The following is a 15,028-nucleotide window of genomic DNA, read 5'->3' as shown; positions in this document are numbered from 1 at the left end:
GCTCCGCCGGGCGGCGGTCATCGCCGCCCGGCGGAATACGGCAGTCGGAACGGGCCGGTCAGTCACCGCTGGGGACGGCGGTCGCCACCCCCGGCATACCGACGGCGAGGTGGTCGATCTGGGTCTCGGTCAGCGCGCCCTGGAACATCCAGACGTCGGAGAGCGAACCGGGGAAGTACTGCCCGGACGTGGTCCCGGTGGTGTCCCGGCCGAGCTGCAGGGTCTTCACGGCCTTGTAGGTGAGCGCGTCGTCGGCCCACGAGATGCTCTCGGTGCAGCTCGGGTCGTCCTGCACGCCGTCGTCGTCGGTGTCGGCGCAGGCGGTCTCCTGCAGCTCACCGTTGACGTAGAGGCTGACCTCCTTGGAGAACCCGTCGTAGACGAGCGCCACGTGGTTCCAGTCGGTGGGGCTGTAGAACATGCCGTTGCCGACGTCGGAGACGGCTGCGGAGTCGCTGTCGGAGTCGGCTGTCGCGATCCGCCAGCGGCCCGGATCGGTGGCCGGGGTGGCGCTGGGTTCGTAGCGCACGGAGAACGCGCTCTTCTTCGTACCCGGAGCGCTCATGACGGTGACCGGAGCCGTCGGAGTCGCGGCCGTCTGGACGAAGGCGCTGACGCTGAAACTGGCGCTCGTGTCGACCGGGACCACGGGGGCCGCCGCGTAGTCGTCCGTGCCGTCGAGAACGACGGCGCCGTCGACCCAGCCCGAGCCCGTCTGGGCCCCGTTGTAGAGGGTCATGGAATTGCCGGAGGCCGAGTCGTCGGGCGACGTGAGCGGAGAACCCGCGGCCGTCTCGAACTTCCAGCGGCCCTTGACCAGGGCACGCTGCTTGAACAGCTGCTGCACCTCACCGGCCGACACCGGACGGTCGAAGAGCCGTACGTCGTCGATCTGACCCGGGAAGAACGAGGTGGGCACCCCCTGGAACGCGCTGGCGCCGATCTGCAGCGCTCCCCCGGCGTACCAGGTCGGCTGCAGTGCCGTGGTACCGGCCAGGCTTCCGTTGACGTACAGCGAGAGCGTGTCGGCCACGGTGTCCTGGACGCCGACCAGATGCGTCCACTCGCCGCCGTTGGCGGTGGTGCCCGTGGGCTGGAGGGCCCGCACCACCGTGGAATCGCCGGTGTCGGCACTGTGCTGGTTGAACACCCAGCGGTCGTAGGAGTTGGAGTAGTACAGCTCCGGCCCGGTCACCGTGGTGCCGATCTGGGAAACGACGGTCGCCGCGTGGGCCGGTTTCGTCTTCGGCAGCTTCACCCAGGCCGAGACGGCGAAGCTGTACGAGGTGTTGACGTGCGGCGTGCCCGCGGTGGCGTAGTCGTCGGTGCCGTCCAGGGTCAGCGCGTTGCCGTCCACCCCGGCCGCTCCCGTCGTGGCACCTCCCTTGAGGACAGCGGGGTTCACGTCGGCACCGCCGCTCAGGGCGGTCGCGGTGGCGGGGTCGTCCAGGTGGAAGACCATCCGGGCCGGACGTCCGCCGCTCGTGTTGGAGGTGTACAGGGACGACACCTCTCCGGCCGACAGCGGCTTCTCGAAGGTCTTCACCTCGTCGATGGCCCCGGGGAAGAAGGACGCGGGCGTGCCGCCCGGGGTGCTGGCGCCGATCAGCATGCCGCTGCGGGAGTTCCACGCCGTGCTGTAGGCCGTGGTTCCGGCCAGCGCACCGTTGACGTAGAGCTTCAACAACTGTTCACCGGCGGAATAGATGCCGACCAGGTGAGTCCACTCCCCGACCTTGACTCCGCCCGCGGCGGCCTGCATGGCCCGTACCGGAGTGCCGGAGGCGGTGTCGGAACTGTACTGATTGAACACCCACCGGTCGTATCCCTTGGAGTAGTACAGCTCGAAGCCTGGCTGATTGTTACCCCGTTGGGAGGCTACGATCGCCGCTTCGGAGGGCATGGCGGACAGCTTCACCCATGCGGACACCGAGAAACTGACGTCGGTGTTGACGGCGGCGAGGTCGGTCGAGGCGTAGTCGTCGACGCCGTCGAACTGCACCGCCGTGCCGAGCTTCCCCGCCACGTTCGGCGTCGGAGCGCCGTGCAGGGTCGCGTTCACCGCGGGCGCGCTGCCCGCCGCCGCGGTGGCTCCCGCGGCCTCGTTCATGGACCAGGCGGCGCGCTCCGGCTGCCCCGCCTTCACCCGGAACTGGTAGGTGCGGATCTCGGAGCCGTTGCCGGCGGAGTCGAAGGACCGCGCCGTGAAGGTGTTCAGGCCCGGCTTGAGCGGCAGCACGGGCACGGTCTTGGCCGCTCCGGCCGAGGTGGTGACCGCGTTGGAGGAGACGGGGTCGCCGTTGATCCCGTACCAGTACTTCGTCACGTCGGAGACGGCGCCGGTTATAACGAAGCTGCCGTACTGGCCCACTCCGTCGTGCCAGGGGTCGTCCGGGTTCTCCGGGTCGGACGCCGGATAGAGGACGGAGGAGACGGTCGGCGCCTTGGGGACGCTCGTGTCGTACACGAAGTAGCAGGCGGTCGGGTCACCGGTGTACGACCACGGCGAGTACTGGGCGCCGTCGTAGGAGTGGACGTACCAGTTGACCGTCTTGTTGGCCGGAACGGAGGGCAGCATGATCGCGAAGTCCGAACCGGACTTCTTCGCCGTCGTCAGACCGGACTTCCAGCGGGTGACCACGCCCTTGCCGTCACCGGTGTCCCAGCTCGCCTGGAACTCCACCCGGACGGAGTCGCCGTCGGGGTCGGTGACGTCGTTGGCGTAGATCTTGCCCAGCGAGCGCACGCGCGCGGCGCTGTCGGGCTTCTTGCACGAACCGCCGTACTCCATGGTCAGTTGGGACATCTTGATCTGCGGCGGCGGGCGGTTGTACTGCACGCGCAGATAGGCGTCGTCGGAGAACCGCTTCCAGCCGTATCCGTCGGTCTCGCTCCCGGCCCTCAGGCCGAAGGTCATCGTCGACCACTTCTTGTCGGCCGCCTGCTGCACCGCGGACTTCACGTCGAACTCCGCGTCCTTCGCGGCACAGTCGGTGTACCCGTAGGCGAAGGATGCCGTCCTGAGCTGATCGATCCAGAAGCCCGCCGCGTTCTGCGAGTTCCACGTAGTCGACGAGGAGATGTCCTTGGTACGCCACAGCTCCACGCTGCGCGCGGAGCACGAGGCCGACCAGGTATTACGGACCACGAACTCCGCCTGCAACACGGTCCGACCGGCGAAAGCCGAAGTCGGGATGCGGTAGAAGAGCCGCTTGGTGTCGTTGGGCGAGCAGTAGGACCAGTTGCAGTAGCCCAGGCCCGCGTCCGGATCGCCGTTGAACTTCCACTGCGGCGACGAGGCCCAGTACTTGGAGGCCATCGTCCAGGCGGAGGCCTTCGGAGAGTACCACTGGGGGTCGATGAACACGGGGTAGACCGTGTCCTTGCCCTTGAGGACGCTCTGGTCCGGCGTCAGCACCAGCGCGTTCTGCGCGGCGGGAATGTCCACGCCGACCTGGGCCACGTTGGCGGAGTCGGCGGCGACGGCCTCGGGGGAGGCGGGCTCGCGACCGGTGGCGGTGGCAGTGGCGGCCAGGTGCTTCGAGGCGCTCGGCGAGGTCTTGGTGGTGGCGGAGGGGGACGACGACGCGGTGCCGGATGCCTGGGTGCCGGGCGCCTCGGTGCCGGGCGCCTCGGTGCTGGAGTCCCACATCACGGGGCGGGGGGCCTCGAAGACCGCGCTGCCGGCGCCCTGGTCGATCGCCGCCAGGCCGCCGTCACCGGTCTCCTTGACCCGCATGCCGTCGGCGTCCAACTTCAGGCGTAGCGGGCTCAGTCCCGTACTCGCGGCGGCCTCGGCCGACTTGACGACCAGGAGCTGGGTGAAGCCGTCCTGCTGTGCCGTCATCCGCAGATCGACGCCGGGGAGCACGTCCGGGTAGGTGACGGTGTTGCCGTTTAGCTGCGGGGAGGGCAGGTCCGTGGGCCAGGACAGGGCCAGTTCACGGCCGTTCTTCGTCATCCGCACCAGCGGGGCCGACCCGCCGCCGGAGAAGGTCAGTCCGACCGTCGTTGCCTTGGGCACCACCGTCCCGTTCGCGCCACGGGTCAGAGTGGTGTCGATGTCCCGCCATGCGCCGTCCACCCGGGTCCGCACCGGACGCAGGTGCTCCCTGGCCTCCAGGTGACCCTGCGGGGTGGCGTAGACCTCGCTGCTCTCACCGCGTTGCGAGGTGATCTCCACGGGCTTGCCCGTGCGCGCGGCCTCGGCCAGCGCCTTGGCGTCCTCGCCGCCGTCTTCCTCGCTGCCACTGTCGCCCCCGGCGGCTGTGGCCGCCCCGCCCGTCGCAGCGGTCCTGGTGGCTTCGGCGGCATCGCCGGCCGCTGGGCCGGATCTCGCACCGACCGCAGCCATGGCTTCGTTGGACGCACTCGCCGCCAGCACTAACGCGGCGGAGAGCACTACGCCGACTGTGCGCAGCCGACGTCCCCCTCCGTACATATTCAAGTGAAACCGCTCCCCACCAAGCCCAGTTGGGCTACAGATGCGACTCGATCAGATGATCGGCTCGCAACATAGGGGCAGGTCCGGACCGTTCACCAGGCACGCGGAAGCGGGCAAAGCCAACAAGATCCACTAATCAAGCGAAGCTGAGCCGTGAAAAGCTTCACGTTTACTTTGCAAACTCTTCTTGAATCGTCCTTGGCGTCGTTTTTGCCGCTCGCGCCACGAGCGCGTCGTGTCTCTCCTCAGCCGACAGTGACGGTGTAGGTCATGCGCTCGGCGGACTCGCCGGAGCCGGTCGTCGCGGGGGCCTGGTGGACGTGTTGCCCCGGCAGGTGGTGAACGTGCAGTGCAGCAGCGTGAACCGGGTCGTCCCCCTGCCCTTGGCCTCGAAGGCGAAGGTGAGTTGACGGCCGACACCGGGCGCCGTCTCGTCGGCGGAGTCTCGCGCGTACGACCGCCCACGGCTGACCAGTACCGAACTGTCGGGCTCGGGACCGGCCAGGTACCAGTACTCGCGGGTGGAGGCGTTCTGGTCGACGGTGAGCGTGAAGCGCTCGCCCGGCTCGGCGCTGATGCTGGTGTCCGTCACCGGGTGGCTTGTAGGCCGGTTCGGCGGGCGGCTCGCGGTGTTCGTGGAGCCGCCCGCCGGAGCGCCGGTGCTTGAGCCGCAGCCGGTGGCAAGCGCGAGGAGGACGGTCGCCGCTGTGGCGACACGGCCCGTGCCACCGTGGAAGAGAGACGCTGGACGAGTTGGGGAGATCACTGGTGGAAGCCTAGGACCACCCCGTCACGTCCATGACCGGGCCCGGGGACGCCTCAGCGCGCGCACACGAAACTCGACGCGCTGTCCGGATCACCGGCGCGATATCTGGGCCAGCCCGGGTACTCGCACAGCGGACGCGTGCGGTGGTGGAGGGCGTCGGACACCACCTGGTTGACGGGCGGCACGTCCCCTTCGACCCAGCGCTCCAGCGCGGAGAGCGAGTCCGTGGCGGCGGCGAACGCGGGGGTGCCGAAGTTGGCGTGGTTCGCCCCGGCCACGACGTAGTAGCGCAGGAAGGAGTGGGTCGGCCCGGCGCCCAGGGTGGCGCGGACGCGTTGGTAGTAGTCGGTCGTCGAACGCGGGGCGACGAGTTCGTCGGCGGCGCCGTGGAGCATGATCAGCTTGCCGCCCGCGCGGGCGAAGGCGCCGAGGTCCGTGTCGTTGCGGTCCTGGATCGTGGACAGACGGCTGATCCGGGCGAGCCACTTGCCGGGATTGCGGGGATCGACGGTGAGGGAGTTGTGGTGAGGGTCGCGGGTCAGGAAGTACTTGACCCATTGATCCCAGAACTGCATCCCGTAGCCGCTCGTCACCGGCATGGGATCGGCCGGCGCGGTGGTGCCGAACCCGAGGAACGGGGTCCGCATGTCCGCCCCCGAGAGGAACGGGAAGCCGGGATATTCCGTCTCGCCGCTGGCGATCCGGTACGGCCAGCTGAATGACGAGGACATGGCGATCACGGCCCCGATCTGGGTGTCCGACAGACAGGCCGGTCCGGCATCGGTGCCGTTCGGGCAGCGCAGGGTGTGGGGGTCGAAGTGACAACTCCCCGGGTTGGAGACGACGTTGTCGTTGACGCCGTCCAGCCCGTCACACGCCCGGACGACCCTGTCGTAGAGGAGTGTCTGCTTGTCGACTCCGGGGAAGGCGCCGGGGCGGGACAGGACTTGGGCCAGGTGCCCCACGTACAGCATTTCGCTGAGGTTGTTCCAGGCGGGGAAGGCGGAGATCACGCCGTCGAACGCGGTCGGCCACCGCTGGGCGACAACGAGGGCCTCCCGGCCGCCTGTTGAGCCGCCCGCGAAGTAGACCTCGGCGGGCTGCGCCCCGTAGGCGTGCCCGACGAGGAACAGGCTCGCGTCGCGTGTCTTCTTGAGCGCGTCGCCTGCGGCGAAGTTGTTCAGGGCCTCGTCGTTCACGCCGAACGACCCGTCCAGTGACGGAGGGGCCGTCGGGCTCTGCTGGTGTCCGGAGTCGCTCGCGAAGGTCGCGTACCGCCGAGCCAGGGGGGCCGGTTGATCGGTGGGGCCGAACGGCACGTTGCCCGTGAGGTCGGGGATGGTGCCGCTGTAGCCGCCTCCGCCGAACATCAGGGCCTTGCCGTTCCAGTCGTAGGGCAGGGCCGCGCGCATCTTGATCGCGGGCGCGGACGGATCGACGGGACGGATGTCGGCGTCGACCTGGCAGTACGTGATCGTCTCGCCGCTGACCAGGCCGGTCCTGACCGAGGCCGACTCGACGCGGCCTCCACCGGTCGGCAGGCTCATGGCCGATGCCGGGATCTCCATGCCGTCCAGCCCGCCGCACGCGGGCGCCGAGCGACCGGGTGGGGCCGGACGCGTCGCGGTGGTCGCCTCGGCCCCGAGGACCTGGGTCGCGCCCACCAGCAGCGCCATGGACGCCAGCAGCCCGAGTCGGCGAACCGCCGTGCCTCTTACGGATGTTCTCCTCACGATGACCTCTTCCTCGAAGCCGAGCGCGCGCAGAGGTGACGACGGGGAGATTAGGGCGCTGTCACGTCGCGGTTGAGGTGTACGTCACCCACATCTCGCACCGTTCCGGTGGGGCTTTCTCCCACCGGTCGCGCCGACGACCCAGATTGACGCGAACGCCGTTCGCATGTAGAACGTCGTTCGTATCTAGAACACTGTTCGTATCGTGACTGCGTGAAGGACATGAATCAGCACATGGAAACAAGCGTGGACGTGACCGTGGTCGGAGCCGGGCCCGTGGGCCTCGTCCTGGCCGCCGAACTGGCGCTCGCCGGGGCCACGGTGCGGGTGCTCGAACGGCGGGAGAAGCCCGACGAGGCGCTGAAGGCACAGTCGATCAACGTGCCGACGGCCGAGGCGCTCGACCGGCGTGGACTGTTGCCCGCCGCCCGGCGAATACAGCGCGAGGTTCTTGCGCGGATGGGTTCGTACGCCGATGTGGCCGGGGAACGGCGGCCCGAGGCCCGCTTCACCGGCCACTTCGCGGGCATGGTTCTCGACCCGAGCCTCGTGGACTGGTCCGACCCCGACCTCGCCGCGCACACCGCGGCCGACGTACGGATGGTGCCGCAGCGTGAGTTGGAGTCGCTGCTGACCGAGCACGTTACGCGGCTCGGCGTGCCGGTGCGCCGCGGAGTGGAGGTCACCGCGCTCGAAGACACGGGGGACGGCGTACTCGTGGGCACCAACGCCGGTACATGGCGCACCGGTTGGCTGGTGGGGTGCGACGGCGGACACAGCACCGTACGCCGCCTCGCGGGGATCGGCTTCCCGGGCACCGATCCCGAACTCACCGGATACCAGGCGGTCGTGGACATCGCCGACCCGGAGAAGCTCGCGAGCGGATGGACGTGGTCCTCCCGTGGGGCGTACCGCTACGGCCCCCAGCCCGGACGGGTGGCCACCGTGGAGTTCGATGCCCCTCCGGCCGACCGCTCAACACCCGTCACTCTGGCAGACGTTCAGACCAGCCTGCGTCAAGTCTCGGGCACCGACGTCACCCTGACCGCGCTGCGTGCCGTACCGACCCGCTGGACGGACAACACCCGCCAGGCCGCGGCCTATCGCTCGGGTCGCGTCCTGCTGGCCGGTGACGCCGCCCATGTGCACCCGCCCTTCGGCGGACAGGGCCTCAACCTCGGGGTCGGCGACGCGATGAACCTCGGCTGGAAACTCGGTGCGGTGATCGCCGGTTGGGCTCCCGCCGGGCTCCTCGACACCTACGACACCGAGCGCCGCCCCCTCGGCGCCTGGGTGCTCGACTGGACGCGGGCCCAGATCGGGGTCCTGCGCGGCGACCCCAGGTCCGCCGCCCTCCGCTCGGTCGTCGCCGACCTGCTCGGCACCCGCGACGGCACGACCTACGCCGTCAAGCAGATCTCCGGCGTCACCCAACGCACCGCCCTCCCCGGCGCCCACCCTCTGACCGGCCGCTACGCCCCCGACCTCCACCTGACGGACGGCTCCCGCCTGTCCGACCACGCCCACGACGGCGGTTTCCTGCTGCTCGACCGCTCCCCCGACGGCACCTTCGCCGCCCTCGCGTCGGCATGGGCGCATCGGGTCCACCTCGTGACCGACACCCACGCGACACCGGCCGGGGTACTGATACGCCCCGACGGCGTGATCGCCTGGGCCTCCGACACGACGGACACCTCCGAACTCCCGGAACTGGAAACCGCGTTGCTCCGATGGGCGGGCGAACCGTCGCCCGAAGGTGTGCTCCGCAGGCGGTAACTCGGTTGCGAAAGGCCAGGTCACCTGGGCCAGGATGCCCACATGAGCGAAGAGACGGATGCCGTACGGGAAGCGATCGCGGGCGAGCTGCGCCTCATGGACCCCGACGTGCGCGCATCGCCCTCCCTTTCAGGGCAGTTGCTGGATCCGGAGTTCGTGGAGGTCGGGTCCTCGGGTCGGCGGTGGACGTACGAGGAGATGGTCGCCGAGATGCCCGGGATGGACGGCGCGGCGGACAGCGGCCCGCGCTACGAGCCCTCGGACTTCACCGGCGTCCTCCTGGCCCCCGGACTGGTGCACCTCACGTACGAGACCACCTTGAACGGCGGGCGAGCACGGCGGAGTTCGCTCTGGCGCAGGCAGTCCGCGGACGGCGCGTGGCGGATGTACTACCACCAGGCGACGCCTGTCCCGCCCGGCCGCGCGTGACCACGTATCTCGGGCGGTGATCGTTTCGGCGTGCCTGGCACGCGCAGGCGCGGCGGAGTCGGCATGACCGCACTCCAAGCAGGCGCTGCGAGCGATTTTCGCTGTGCCTGGTCAGCGGCGGCGCAATGCGGCCAGTGTCGTGGCGAGGTCCGCCGGGCGGGGGCGGTTGTGGGGCAGTTTGGAGAGCAGGGCGGCCATGCCGCAGGTGTCGGTGAGCGCGGAGAAGACGAGGCCGGCCGCGACGCCTGCGGAGAGGAGCTGGAAGGCGGGGTGCATGAGGAGGCCGAGGAGGAGGCCGAGCAGGACCAGCGCCCCCGCTGTGAAGCGGACCTGCCTCTCCATGGTCCAGCCGGTGCGGGTGTCGCGGGCCGTGGGGCGGTGCAGGTCGTGTCCGGCGGTTGCCCAGGCCTGGGTGCCGCCGGTGAGGGTGGCCGCCGGGATGCCCTGCTCGGCGAGGGTCCGGCAGGCGTTCGTGGAGCGGTTGCCGGAGGCGCACACCATGAGGAGGTCGCCCCGGTCGGCGGCGTGCCGCAGGTCGGGCAGCGCGTGCCGGAGCCGGTCCAGGGGGATGTTGAGGGCGCCGGGGAGGTGGCCGGAGGCGTACTCGGCGGGGGTGCGGACGTCGATGACGGTGAGGTCCTGGAGGCGGGCGCGGGCCTGGTCGGTGCTGAGAGTGCGGGGCGCGGTCATGGCGGATGTGATCCTTGTCGGCGTGCGGGTCGTCACCGTCCCGAACCGGGACGTAGAGTACCCCTAGGGGTATTTTTCGAGGAGTGAGCGTGGAACTGGAGCTTGAGGGCGCGAACTTGAAGTCCGTGCTGAACCGGCTGCGGCGGGCGCAGGGCCAGATCTCCGGCGTGATCCGGATGATCGAGGAGGGACGCGACTGTGAGGAGGTCGTCACTCAACTGGCCGCCGCTTCACGGGCGTTGGACCGCGCCGGTTTCGCGATCATCGCGACGGGGCTGCAGCAGTGCCTGACCGACGTCGAGACGGGGCGCAAGAACGGGGAGGACACGGACGCGATGCGGGCGCGGCTGGAGAAGCTGTTCCTGTCGCTGGCGTAGTGGGGGCGCGGCGGGGCGGCGAGGTCGTGGCCACCGGGTCGTACGAGAGCGCTCATCGTCGTACGGGCCGCTCATCGCACCACCGCGTCCACCAGCATGAAGCAGGCCACGCCGAGCAGGGCGACGGCGAAGAGCCGCTGAAGAGCGCGCCCCGACAGCTTCGCGGCAAGGCGCTTGCCGTCCCACGCGCCGAGCACCGCCGCCGCGGTGAACGGTCCCACGACGGCCCAGTCGAGCCCGTCGGCCGTACCCGCGCGCAGGGCGAGGGCCGCCAGCGAGTTGACGGTGATGACGAGCAGACTGGTGCCCACCGCCGCCCGCATCCGCATCCCGAGGACGCCCACCAGCGCGGGCACGGCGAGGAAACCGCCGCCCACCCCGAGTACCCCGGTGACCAGGCCAAGGCCCGCTCCGGCGGCCGCGGCCCGGCCCGGCCGTACCCGCCTCGCGCCCTCGGACACGGCGCGCGGCCTGAGCATCCGGAGCGCGGCGACCGCCGCGACGAGCGCGAAGGCCGTGGTCAGCACGGCCCCCGGCAGGCGTCCGGCGAGCGCCCCGCCCAGCATGGCGGGCCCGATCCCGGCCGCCGCGAACAGCAACCCGGTGCGCCAGCGCACGTAGCCGTCCCTGGCGTGGGCTGACAGTCCGGCCGCGGAAGTGAACGCGACGATGATCAGGCTCGCGGTGGTCGCCGCGACGGGGGTGAAGCCGAGCAGGTAGATCAGCGCGGGTACGGCCAGCACGCTGCCCCCGCCCCCGAGTCCCCCGAGCGCCAGTCCGACGACGGCTCCGGCGACCAGGGCGAGTATCAGCGCGCTCATCCGTGGGTGCGGTCGGCCGGTCCGGCCGTGTCGGAATCGCCGCCGTCCAAGCGCGTGCGTACGACCAGCCCGGCACGCCCGGCCGCGTCGAAGCCGTCGTCGATCGCGACGACCTCGCGGCCCGCGGCGTCCAGCAGCGACGCGGCGATGGCGGCGCGCATGCCTCCGGCGCAGTGGACCCACACCTGTCCGTCGGGGACCTCGTGGAGGCGGCGGGGCAGGGTGTGGAGGGGGATGTGGACGGAGCCGTCGACGAAGCCCGCGGTGCGCTCGGAGTGGCGGCGGACGTCGAGGACGACGGGGCGCTGCGCCGGAGGATGGCGGAGGTCGGCGCCGGAGTGGGCCTCCGGCCGCGCGGCGGGGGCGCCCGTCGCTGTCGCCGCGAGGTCGGCGAAGGTGGCGCGCGGGAACGAGGCGAGCCTCTCCCCCGTCCAGTTCTCCGGCTCCCCGGTGGCCGCGGCGGCGGGCCGGTCGATCCCGACCCGGACCAGTTCGCGCTGGGCGGCGGCGAGTTGTTCCGGGGACGCGGCGAGCAGGGTCACCGGCTTGCCCCACGGGATCAGCCAGGCGAGGTACGTCGCGAGCTGCCCCTCCGCCTCGAAATTCAGCGAACCGGCGACATGGCCTTCGGCGAAGGCGACCCGGTTGCGCAGGTCGACCACCCACTCCCCGGCGGCGAGCCGGGCGGCTATCTCCTCGGCATCGGCCACGGCGGGCGGCGTCAGGTCGACGGGCGCGGGTCCGGCGGCGTTGGCCGGGCCCATGTGGGTGTAGTACGCGGGGATGTCGTCCAGCCCGGCGAGCAGGTCGGCGACGAAGGTGTCGACGTCGCGGAGCAGCACCTCGTTGGATGCCTTCTCCTCGCCGATCGTGCTGCCCGCACCCTCCGCGCGCCGCGACGAGCAGAAGCTGCCGAACCCGTGCGTGGGCAACACCACGGTCTCGTCCGGCAGTTCCTCGGCCAGCCGGTGCGCCGACGCGTACTGAGCCCTGGCGAGCCCTTCCGTCAGCCGCGGCTCGACCAGATCGGGCCGCCCGACGGTGCCGGTCAGCAGCGAGCCCCCGGTGAACACGGCGACGGGCGCGCCGTTCTCCTCCAGGGCGTAGGCGGTGTGGTGCGGGGTGTGTCCGGGCGTGGCCAGCGCACGCAGCCCGACCCCGGCGTCCACCGCGAACCGGTCGCCGTCCCCCACGGCCACATGCGGGTACGCGACCCCGGCCCCGGCAGGCACCAGATAGGCGGCGCCGGTGACGCGCGCCAGCTCCAGCCCTCCGGTGACGTAGTCGTTGTGCACGTGCGTCTCGACGACGTACGCGATCCGCACACCGCGCCGCGCCGCCGCCGCGATCACCTGGTCGATGTCACGCGGCGGATCGACGACGACGGCCGCGCGATCGCCGCCCGCCAGGTAGCTGCGGTTGCCGAGGCCGGTGACGTCGAGGGTGTCGATGAAGAACACGAGGTACTCCCTTCCAGCAAAATTACCCCCGGGGGTATATCTGGACGGTACCACGAGTACCCCCGGGGGTATTTTGGGAGCGGGGTGAGGCCGACGCGCGACGGAGACGAGGCGGTGGAGCTGCCGCACCCCCTGGCCGCGACAGTGATCAGCGGCCCCGGCATGGAACAGATGTGACTGGTAGTCAGGCAAACCCCTCTGGCAACATCCGATCGATAGATATTTGTTCGATCCATGTCAGGGGGTCTGATGCGCTCAGCATCACGCCACGTCTCAAGCCGTCTCGCCGCGGCCGCCTTCTCGATCTCGCTCGTCGCGGGCCTTCAGCTCGGCCTGGCGGACAACGCGTCCGCGGCCATAGTGGCGGGCCCGGTCTTCAACAACCCGAAGGGCGACGACGCCGCGCAGAAGGCGATACGCACACGGCTGCTCGACTACATCGGCCAGGCGCAACCGGGCTCCTCGATCAGGGCCTCGGTGTACCACTTCTGGGACGCGGATTTCGCCCAGGCCCTCGTGGACGCCCGTGGACGCGGCGTCGACATCCAGTTGATGATGGACGAGAGCGACGTCAGCGACAACGCCAAGGACACGTCGTACTCGATCCTGAAGGCCGGGCTCGGCACCGACCTCACGAAGAGTTCGTTCGTCGGACTGTGCCCGGTCAACAAGTCCTGTCTGGGCGAGCCTTCACAGGGCTCCTCCATCAACCACAACAAGTTCTGGCTGTTCTCGCAGCTCGACGGCGCGAGCGACGTCGTGGTGCAGACCTCGGCGAACCTGACGCCGTCCAGCTACAGCCGGTTCTGGAACGACGCCTACGTCCTGCCGGGCAACACGGCGATCTACACGGCGTACAGCGACTACTTCCACCAGCTCGTGGGCCAGGACTGGGCCGACTGGCGGTACAGCTCCACCGCCAGCAGCCCGTACAAGGCCTACTTCTTCCCGCGTCCGGCGGACGACCCGACGCCGGGCGACACCATCACCGCCGTCCTCGACAACGTGACCTGCAACTACACCGAGGACGGCACCACCAAGCACACCAACATACGGGTCGGGATGTTCCGGCTCACCCGGCTCGCGGTGGCGCAGAAGCTGGTCGCGCTCAAGACCGCCGGCTGCTCGGTCGACATCGTCTATTCGGAGGCCGACAGCGGTTCCTCCAGCGGCACTTGGGAGACCCTGCACGCCTCGGGCGGCCCCACGCTGCGCTGTTACAACGATGACGACGACAACGACCCCTCCACCGCCTCACGCATCATCCACTCCAAGTACCTGCTGATCGAGGGCAAGTACGACGGCACGACGAAGCAGAAAATCCTGTGGACCGGCAGCCACAACTACAGCGGCCCGGCCCTCACCAAGAACGACGAGGCTCTCCTCAAGGTCGACAACGACGCCGACCATGACGCCTACGTCGCCGACTTCAACGCGGTGAAGGCCGCCGCCAAGCCCGGGGTCCTCGACAACACGAACGCCTGCAAGGGGATCACCAGCACGCCGGAGACCTGATCACGACGGGGCACGTCGGTGTCCGTGGCCGTCGGGATGGGGCAGTTGTCCGGCATCCCGGCGGCTTGGTTCGTTCAGCCGTCAGCCGTCAGCCGGAGTCGCGGGGGCGCCCTCGTCCGGCAGGTAACTCGCCAGCCCTCGGAGGATGATCTCCAGGCCGATGTCGAAGCGTTCTTCGGAGGAGTCGGTCACCATCACGCCGGAGAGGGCGCGGAGGTGGGGGAACTCGTCCTCGGGGAGGGCCGCGAAGTAGTTCTGCATCTCGTCGGCCATCTCGCGCCAGTCCGGGCGGGCCAGGGATTCGCCGCCCTTCTCGCTGCGGGCGGCCCGGTCCTGCCACATGTCCTCTTCCAGGACGAAGCCGTCGATGTAGGTCGAGATGAGGTCGCCGGCCTCGGCGGCGATGCGGTCGGGGAGCCCGGCCGTGCGGAATATGGCGAGCAACCCCTCGACGTGCGGCAGCAGTTCGGCCGTGAAGGGCACATGGGCCATGGAGATGCGGGCCACGTCGCGGTGGGACAGCAGACGGCGCCGTCCGGCGCGGGCGTAGTCGCGCACCTGCTCCTGCCAGTGCTCGGGGTCGGGTTCCGGGATCCGGAAGCCGTCGAAGAGCCGGGTGTACATCAGCTCCAGGAGGTCGTCCTTGGAGCTGACGTAGGCGTAGAGGGCGGAGACCGTGACGCCCAGTTCGGCCGCCACCTGGCGCATCGACAGCCCGTCGAGTCCCTGGCGGTCCAGCACGACGAAGGCGGCCTCGACGATCCGGTCCCGTGAGAGCGGCGCCCGCGCGGGGGCGGCCTGCGCCCGGCCGGAGCGTCGGCGCTCCCAGGGGGACGGCGGAGGGGTGGCGGGGGTACCGGCGGCCACATCGGTCATGGGGACAGTCTAGGCGCGCGCGAGAACAGTGTTCTCGTCGGTGAACAGGCAACTTCCACAAGCAGACGCGATATATCTTGTCTCGGCTCGGCGATTGCGCTATATCTTAATGAACAGCGTTCTCCGGGTGAGCAGTGTTCT

General features: G+C 70.1%; 11 protein-coding genes. 4 read left to right on the top strand and 7 right to left on the bottom strand.

The features are described from left to right. Positions 1-58: 58 nt before the first annotated feature. The 3 genes from GTW40_RS02635 to GTW40_RS02625 form a co-directional block, all read right to left on the bottom strand. A complete protein-coding gene (locus GTW40_RS02635) occupies positions 59-4,354 on the bottom strand; it encodes a LamG-like jellyroll fold domain-containing protein (RefSeq protein WP_161178513.1) in 4,296 nt (1,431 codons plus the stop codon). Positions 4,355-4,712: 358 nt separating this feature from the next. After that, entirely contained in the window at positions 4,713-5,036 is a 324-nt protein-coding gene (locus GTW40_RS02630; protein ID WP_237525296.1) for a protease inhibitor I42 family protein, read from the bottom strand. A gap of 227 nt (positions 5,037-5,263) precedes the next feature. Continuing rightward, positions 5,264-6,943: a tannase/feruloyl esterase family alpha/beta hydrolase gene (locus tag GTW40_RS02625; RefSeq protein ID WP_343245602.1), complete on the bottom strand. Its 1,680-nt coding sequence runs from the start codon at positions 6,941-6,943 to the stop codon at positions 5,264-5,266. Between the two features lie 222 nt (positions 6,944-7,165). On the opposite strand from GTW40_RS02625, the gene GTW40_RS02620 reads away from it, so the two are divergent. Further along, complete coding sequence (locus GTW40_RS02620; RefSeq protein ID WP_161178522.1) at positions 7,166-8,719, top strand: FAD-dependent monooxygenase; 1,554 nt, start codon at positions 7,166-7,168, stop codon at positions 8,717-8,719. A 42-nt stretch (positions 8,720-8,761) separates the two neighbouring features. After that, positions 8,762-9,148 (top strand): DUF4440 domain-containing protein, encoded by a 387-nt coding sequence (locus GTW40_RS02615; protein ID WP_161178512.1) that lies wholly within the window; start codon positions 8,762-8,764, stop codon positions 9,146-9,148. Between the two features lie 111 nt (positions 9,149-9,259). On the opposite strand, the gene GTW40_RS02610 is transcribed toward GTW40_RS02615, so the two are convergent. Further along, positions 9,260-9,838 (bottom strand): rhodanese-like domain-containing protein, encoded by a 579-nt coding sequence (locus GTW40_RS02610; protein WP_161178511.1) that lies wholly within the window; start codon positions 9,836-9,838, stop codon positions 9,260-9,262. An 89-nt stretch (positions 9,839-9,927) separates the two neighbouring features. On the opposite strand from GTW40_RS02610, the gene GTW40_RS02605 reads away from it, so the two are divergent. After that, the gene (locus GTW40_RS02605; RefSeq protein WP_161178510.1) at positions 9,928-10,215 is read left to right on the top strand and encodes a metal-sensitive transcriptional regulator; all 288 of its coding nucleotides are present in this window, start codon (positions 9,928-9,930) and stop codon (positions 10,213-10,215) included. A gap of 71 nt (positions 10,216-10,286) precedes the next feature. Here the strand turns inward: GTW40_RS02605 and GTW40_RS02600 are convergent, their stop codons facing one another. Further along, complete coding sequence (locus tag GTW40_RS02600) at positions 10,287-11,036, bottom strand: sulfite exporter TauE/SafE family protein (protein ID WP_161178509.1); 750 nt, start codon at positions 11,034-11,036, stop codon at positions 10,287-10,289. Next, the gene (locus GTW40_RS02595; protein WP_161178508.1) at positions 11,033-12,496 is read right to left on the bottom strand and encodes an MBL fold metallo-hydrolase; all 1,464 of its coding nucleotides are present in this window, start codon (positions 12,494-12,496) and stop codon (positions 11,033-11,035) included. Before GTW40_RS02595 ends, GTW40_RS02600 begins: the two co-directional genes overlap by 4 nt. Before the next feature lie 249 nt (positions 12,497-12,745). Here GTW40_RS02595 and GTW40_RS02590 point away from each other — a divergent pair, with 249 nt between their 5' ends. Further along, positions 12,746-14,011 (top strand): phospholipase D-like domain-containing protein, encoded by a 1,266-nt coding sequence (locus tag GTW40_RS02590; protein WP_161178507.1) that lies wholly within the window; start codon positions 12,746-12,748, stop codon positions 14,009-14,011. An 81-nt stretch (positions 14,012-14,092) separates the two neighbouring features. Here GTW40_RS02590 and GTW40_RS02585 read toward each other — a convergent pair whose 3' ends face one another. Further along, positions 14,093-14,887 carry a TetR/AcrR family transcriptional regulator gene (locus GTW40_RS02585; RefSeq protein ID WP_161178506.1) on the bottom strand — a complete coding sequence of 265 codons (795 nt, stop codon included), beginning with the start codon at positions 14,885-14,887 and terminating at the stop codon, positions 14,093-14,095. Positions 14,888-15,028 lie beyond the last annotated feature (141 nt).

Origin of the sequence: Streptomyces sp. SID4985, from assembly GCF_009863025.1 — a bacterium.
Taxonomy (GTDB): domain Bacteria; phylum Actinomycetota; class Actinomycetes; order Streptomycetales; family Streptomycetaceae; genus Streptomyces.
The sequence above is the reverse complement of the archived record's forward strand: the minus strand, read 5'-3'. Positions and strand labels throughout refer to the sequence as shown.

Bases quoted from the DNA above. Each gene is read 5' to 3' on its own strand.
- GTW40_RS02610 (WP_161178511.1), bottom strand. From the start codon at position 9,838: ATGACCGCGCCCCGCACTCTCAGCACCGACCAGGCCCGCGCCCGCCTC.
- GTW40_RS02585 (WP_161178506.1), bottom strand. From the start codon at position 14,887: ATGACCGATGTGGCCGCCGGTACCCCCGCCACCCCTCCGCCGTCCCCC.
- GTW40_RS02590 (WP_161178507.1), top strand. From the start codon at position 12,746: ATGCGCTCAGCATCACGCCACGTCTCAAGCCGTCTCGCCGCGGCCGCC.
- GTW40_RS02620 (WP_161178522.1), top strand. From the start codon at position 7,166: ATGAATCAGCACATGGAAACAAGCGTGGACGTGACCGTGGTCGGAGCC.
- GTW40_RS02600 (WP_161178509.1), bottom strand. From the start codon at position 11,036: ATGAGCGCGCTGATACTCGCCCTGGTCGCCGGAGCCGTCGTCGGACTG.
- GTW40_RS02635 (WP_161178513.1), bottom strand. From the start codon at position 4,354: ATGGCTGCGGTCGGTGCGAGATCCGGCCCAGCGGCCGGCGATGCCGCC.
- GTW40_RS02615 (WP_161178512.1), top strand. From the start codon at position 8,762: ATGAGCGAAGAGACGGATGCCGTACGGGAAGCGATCGCGGGCGAGCTG.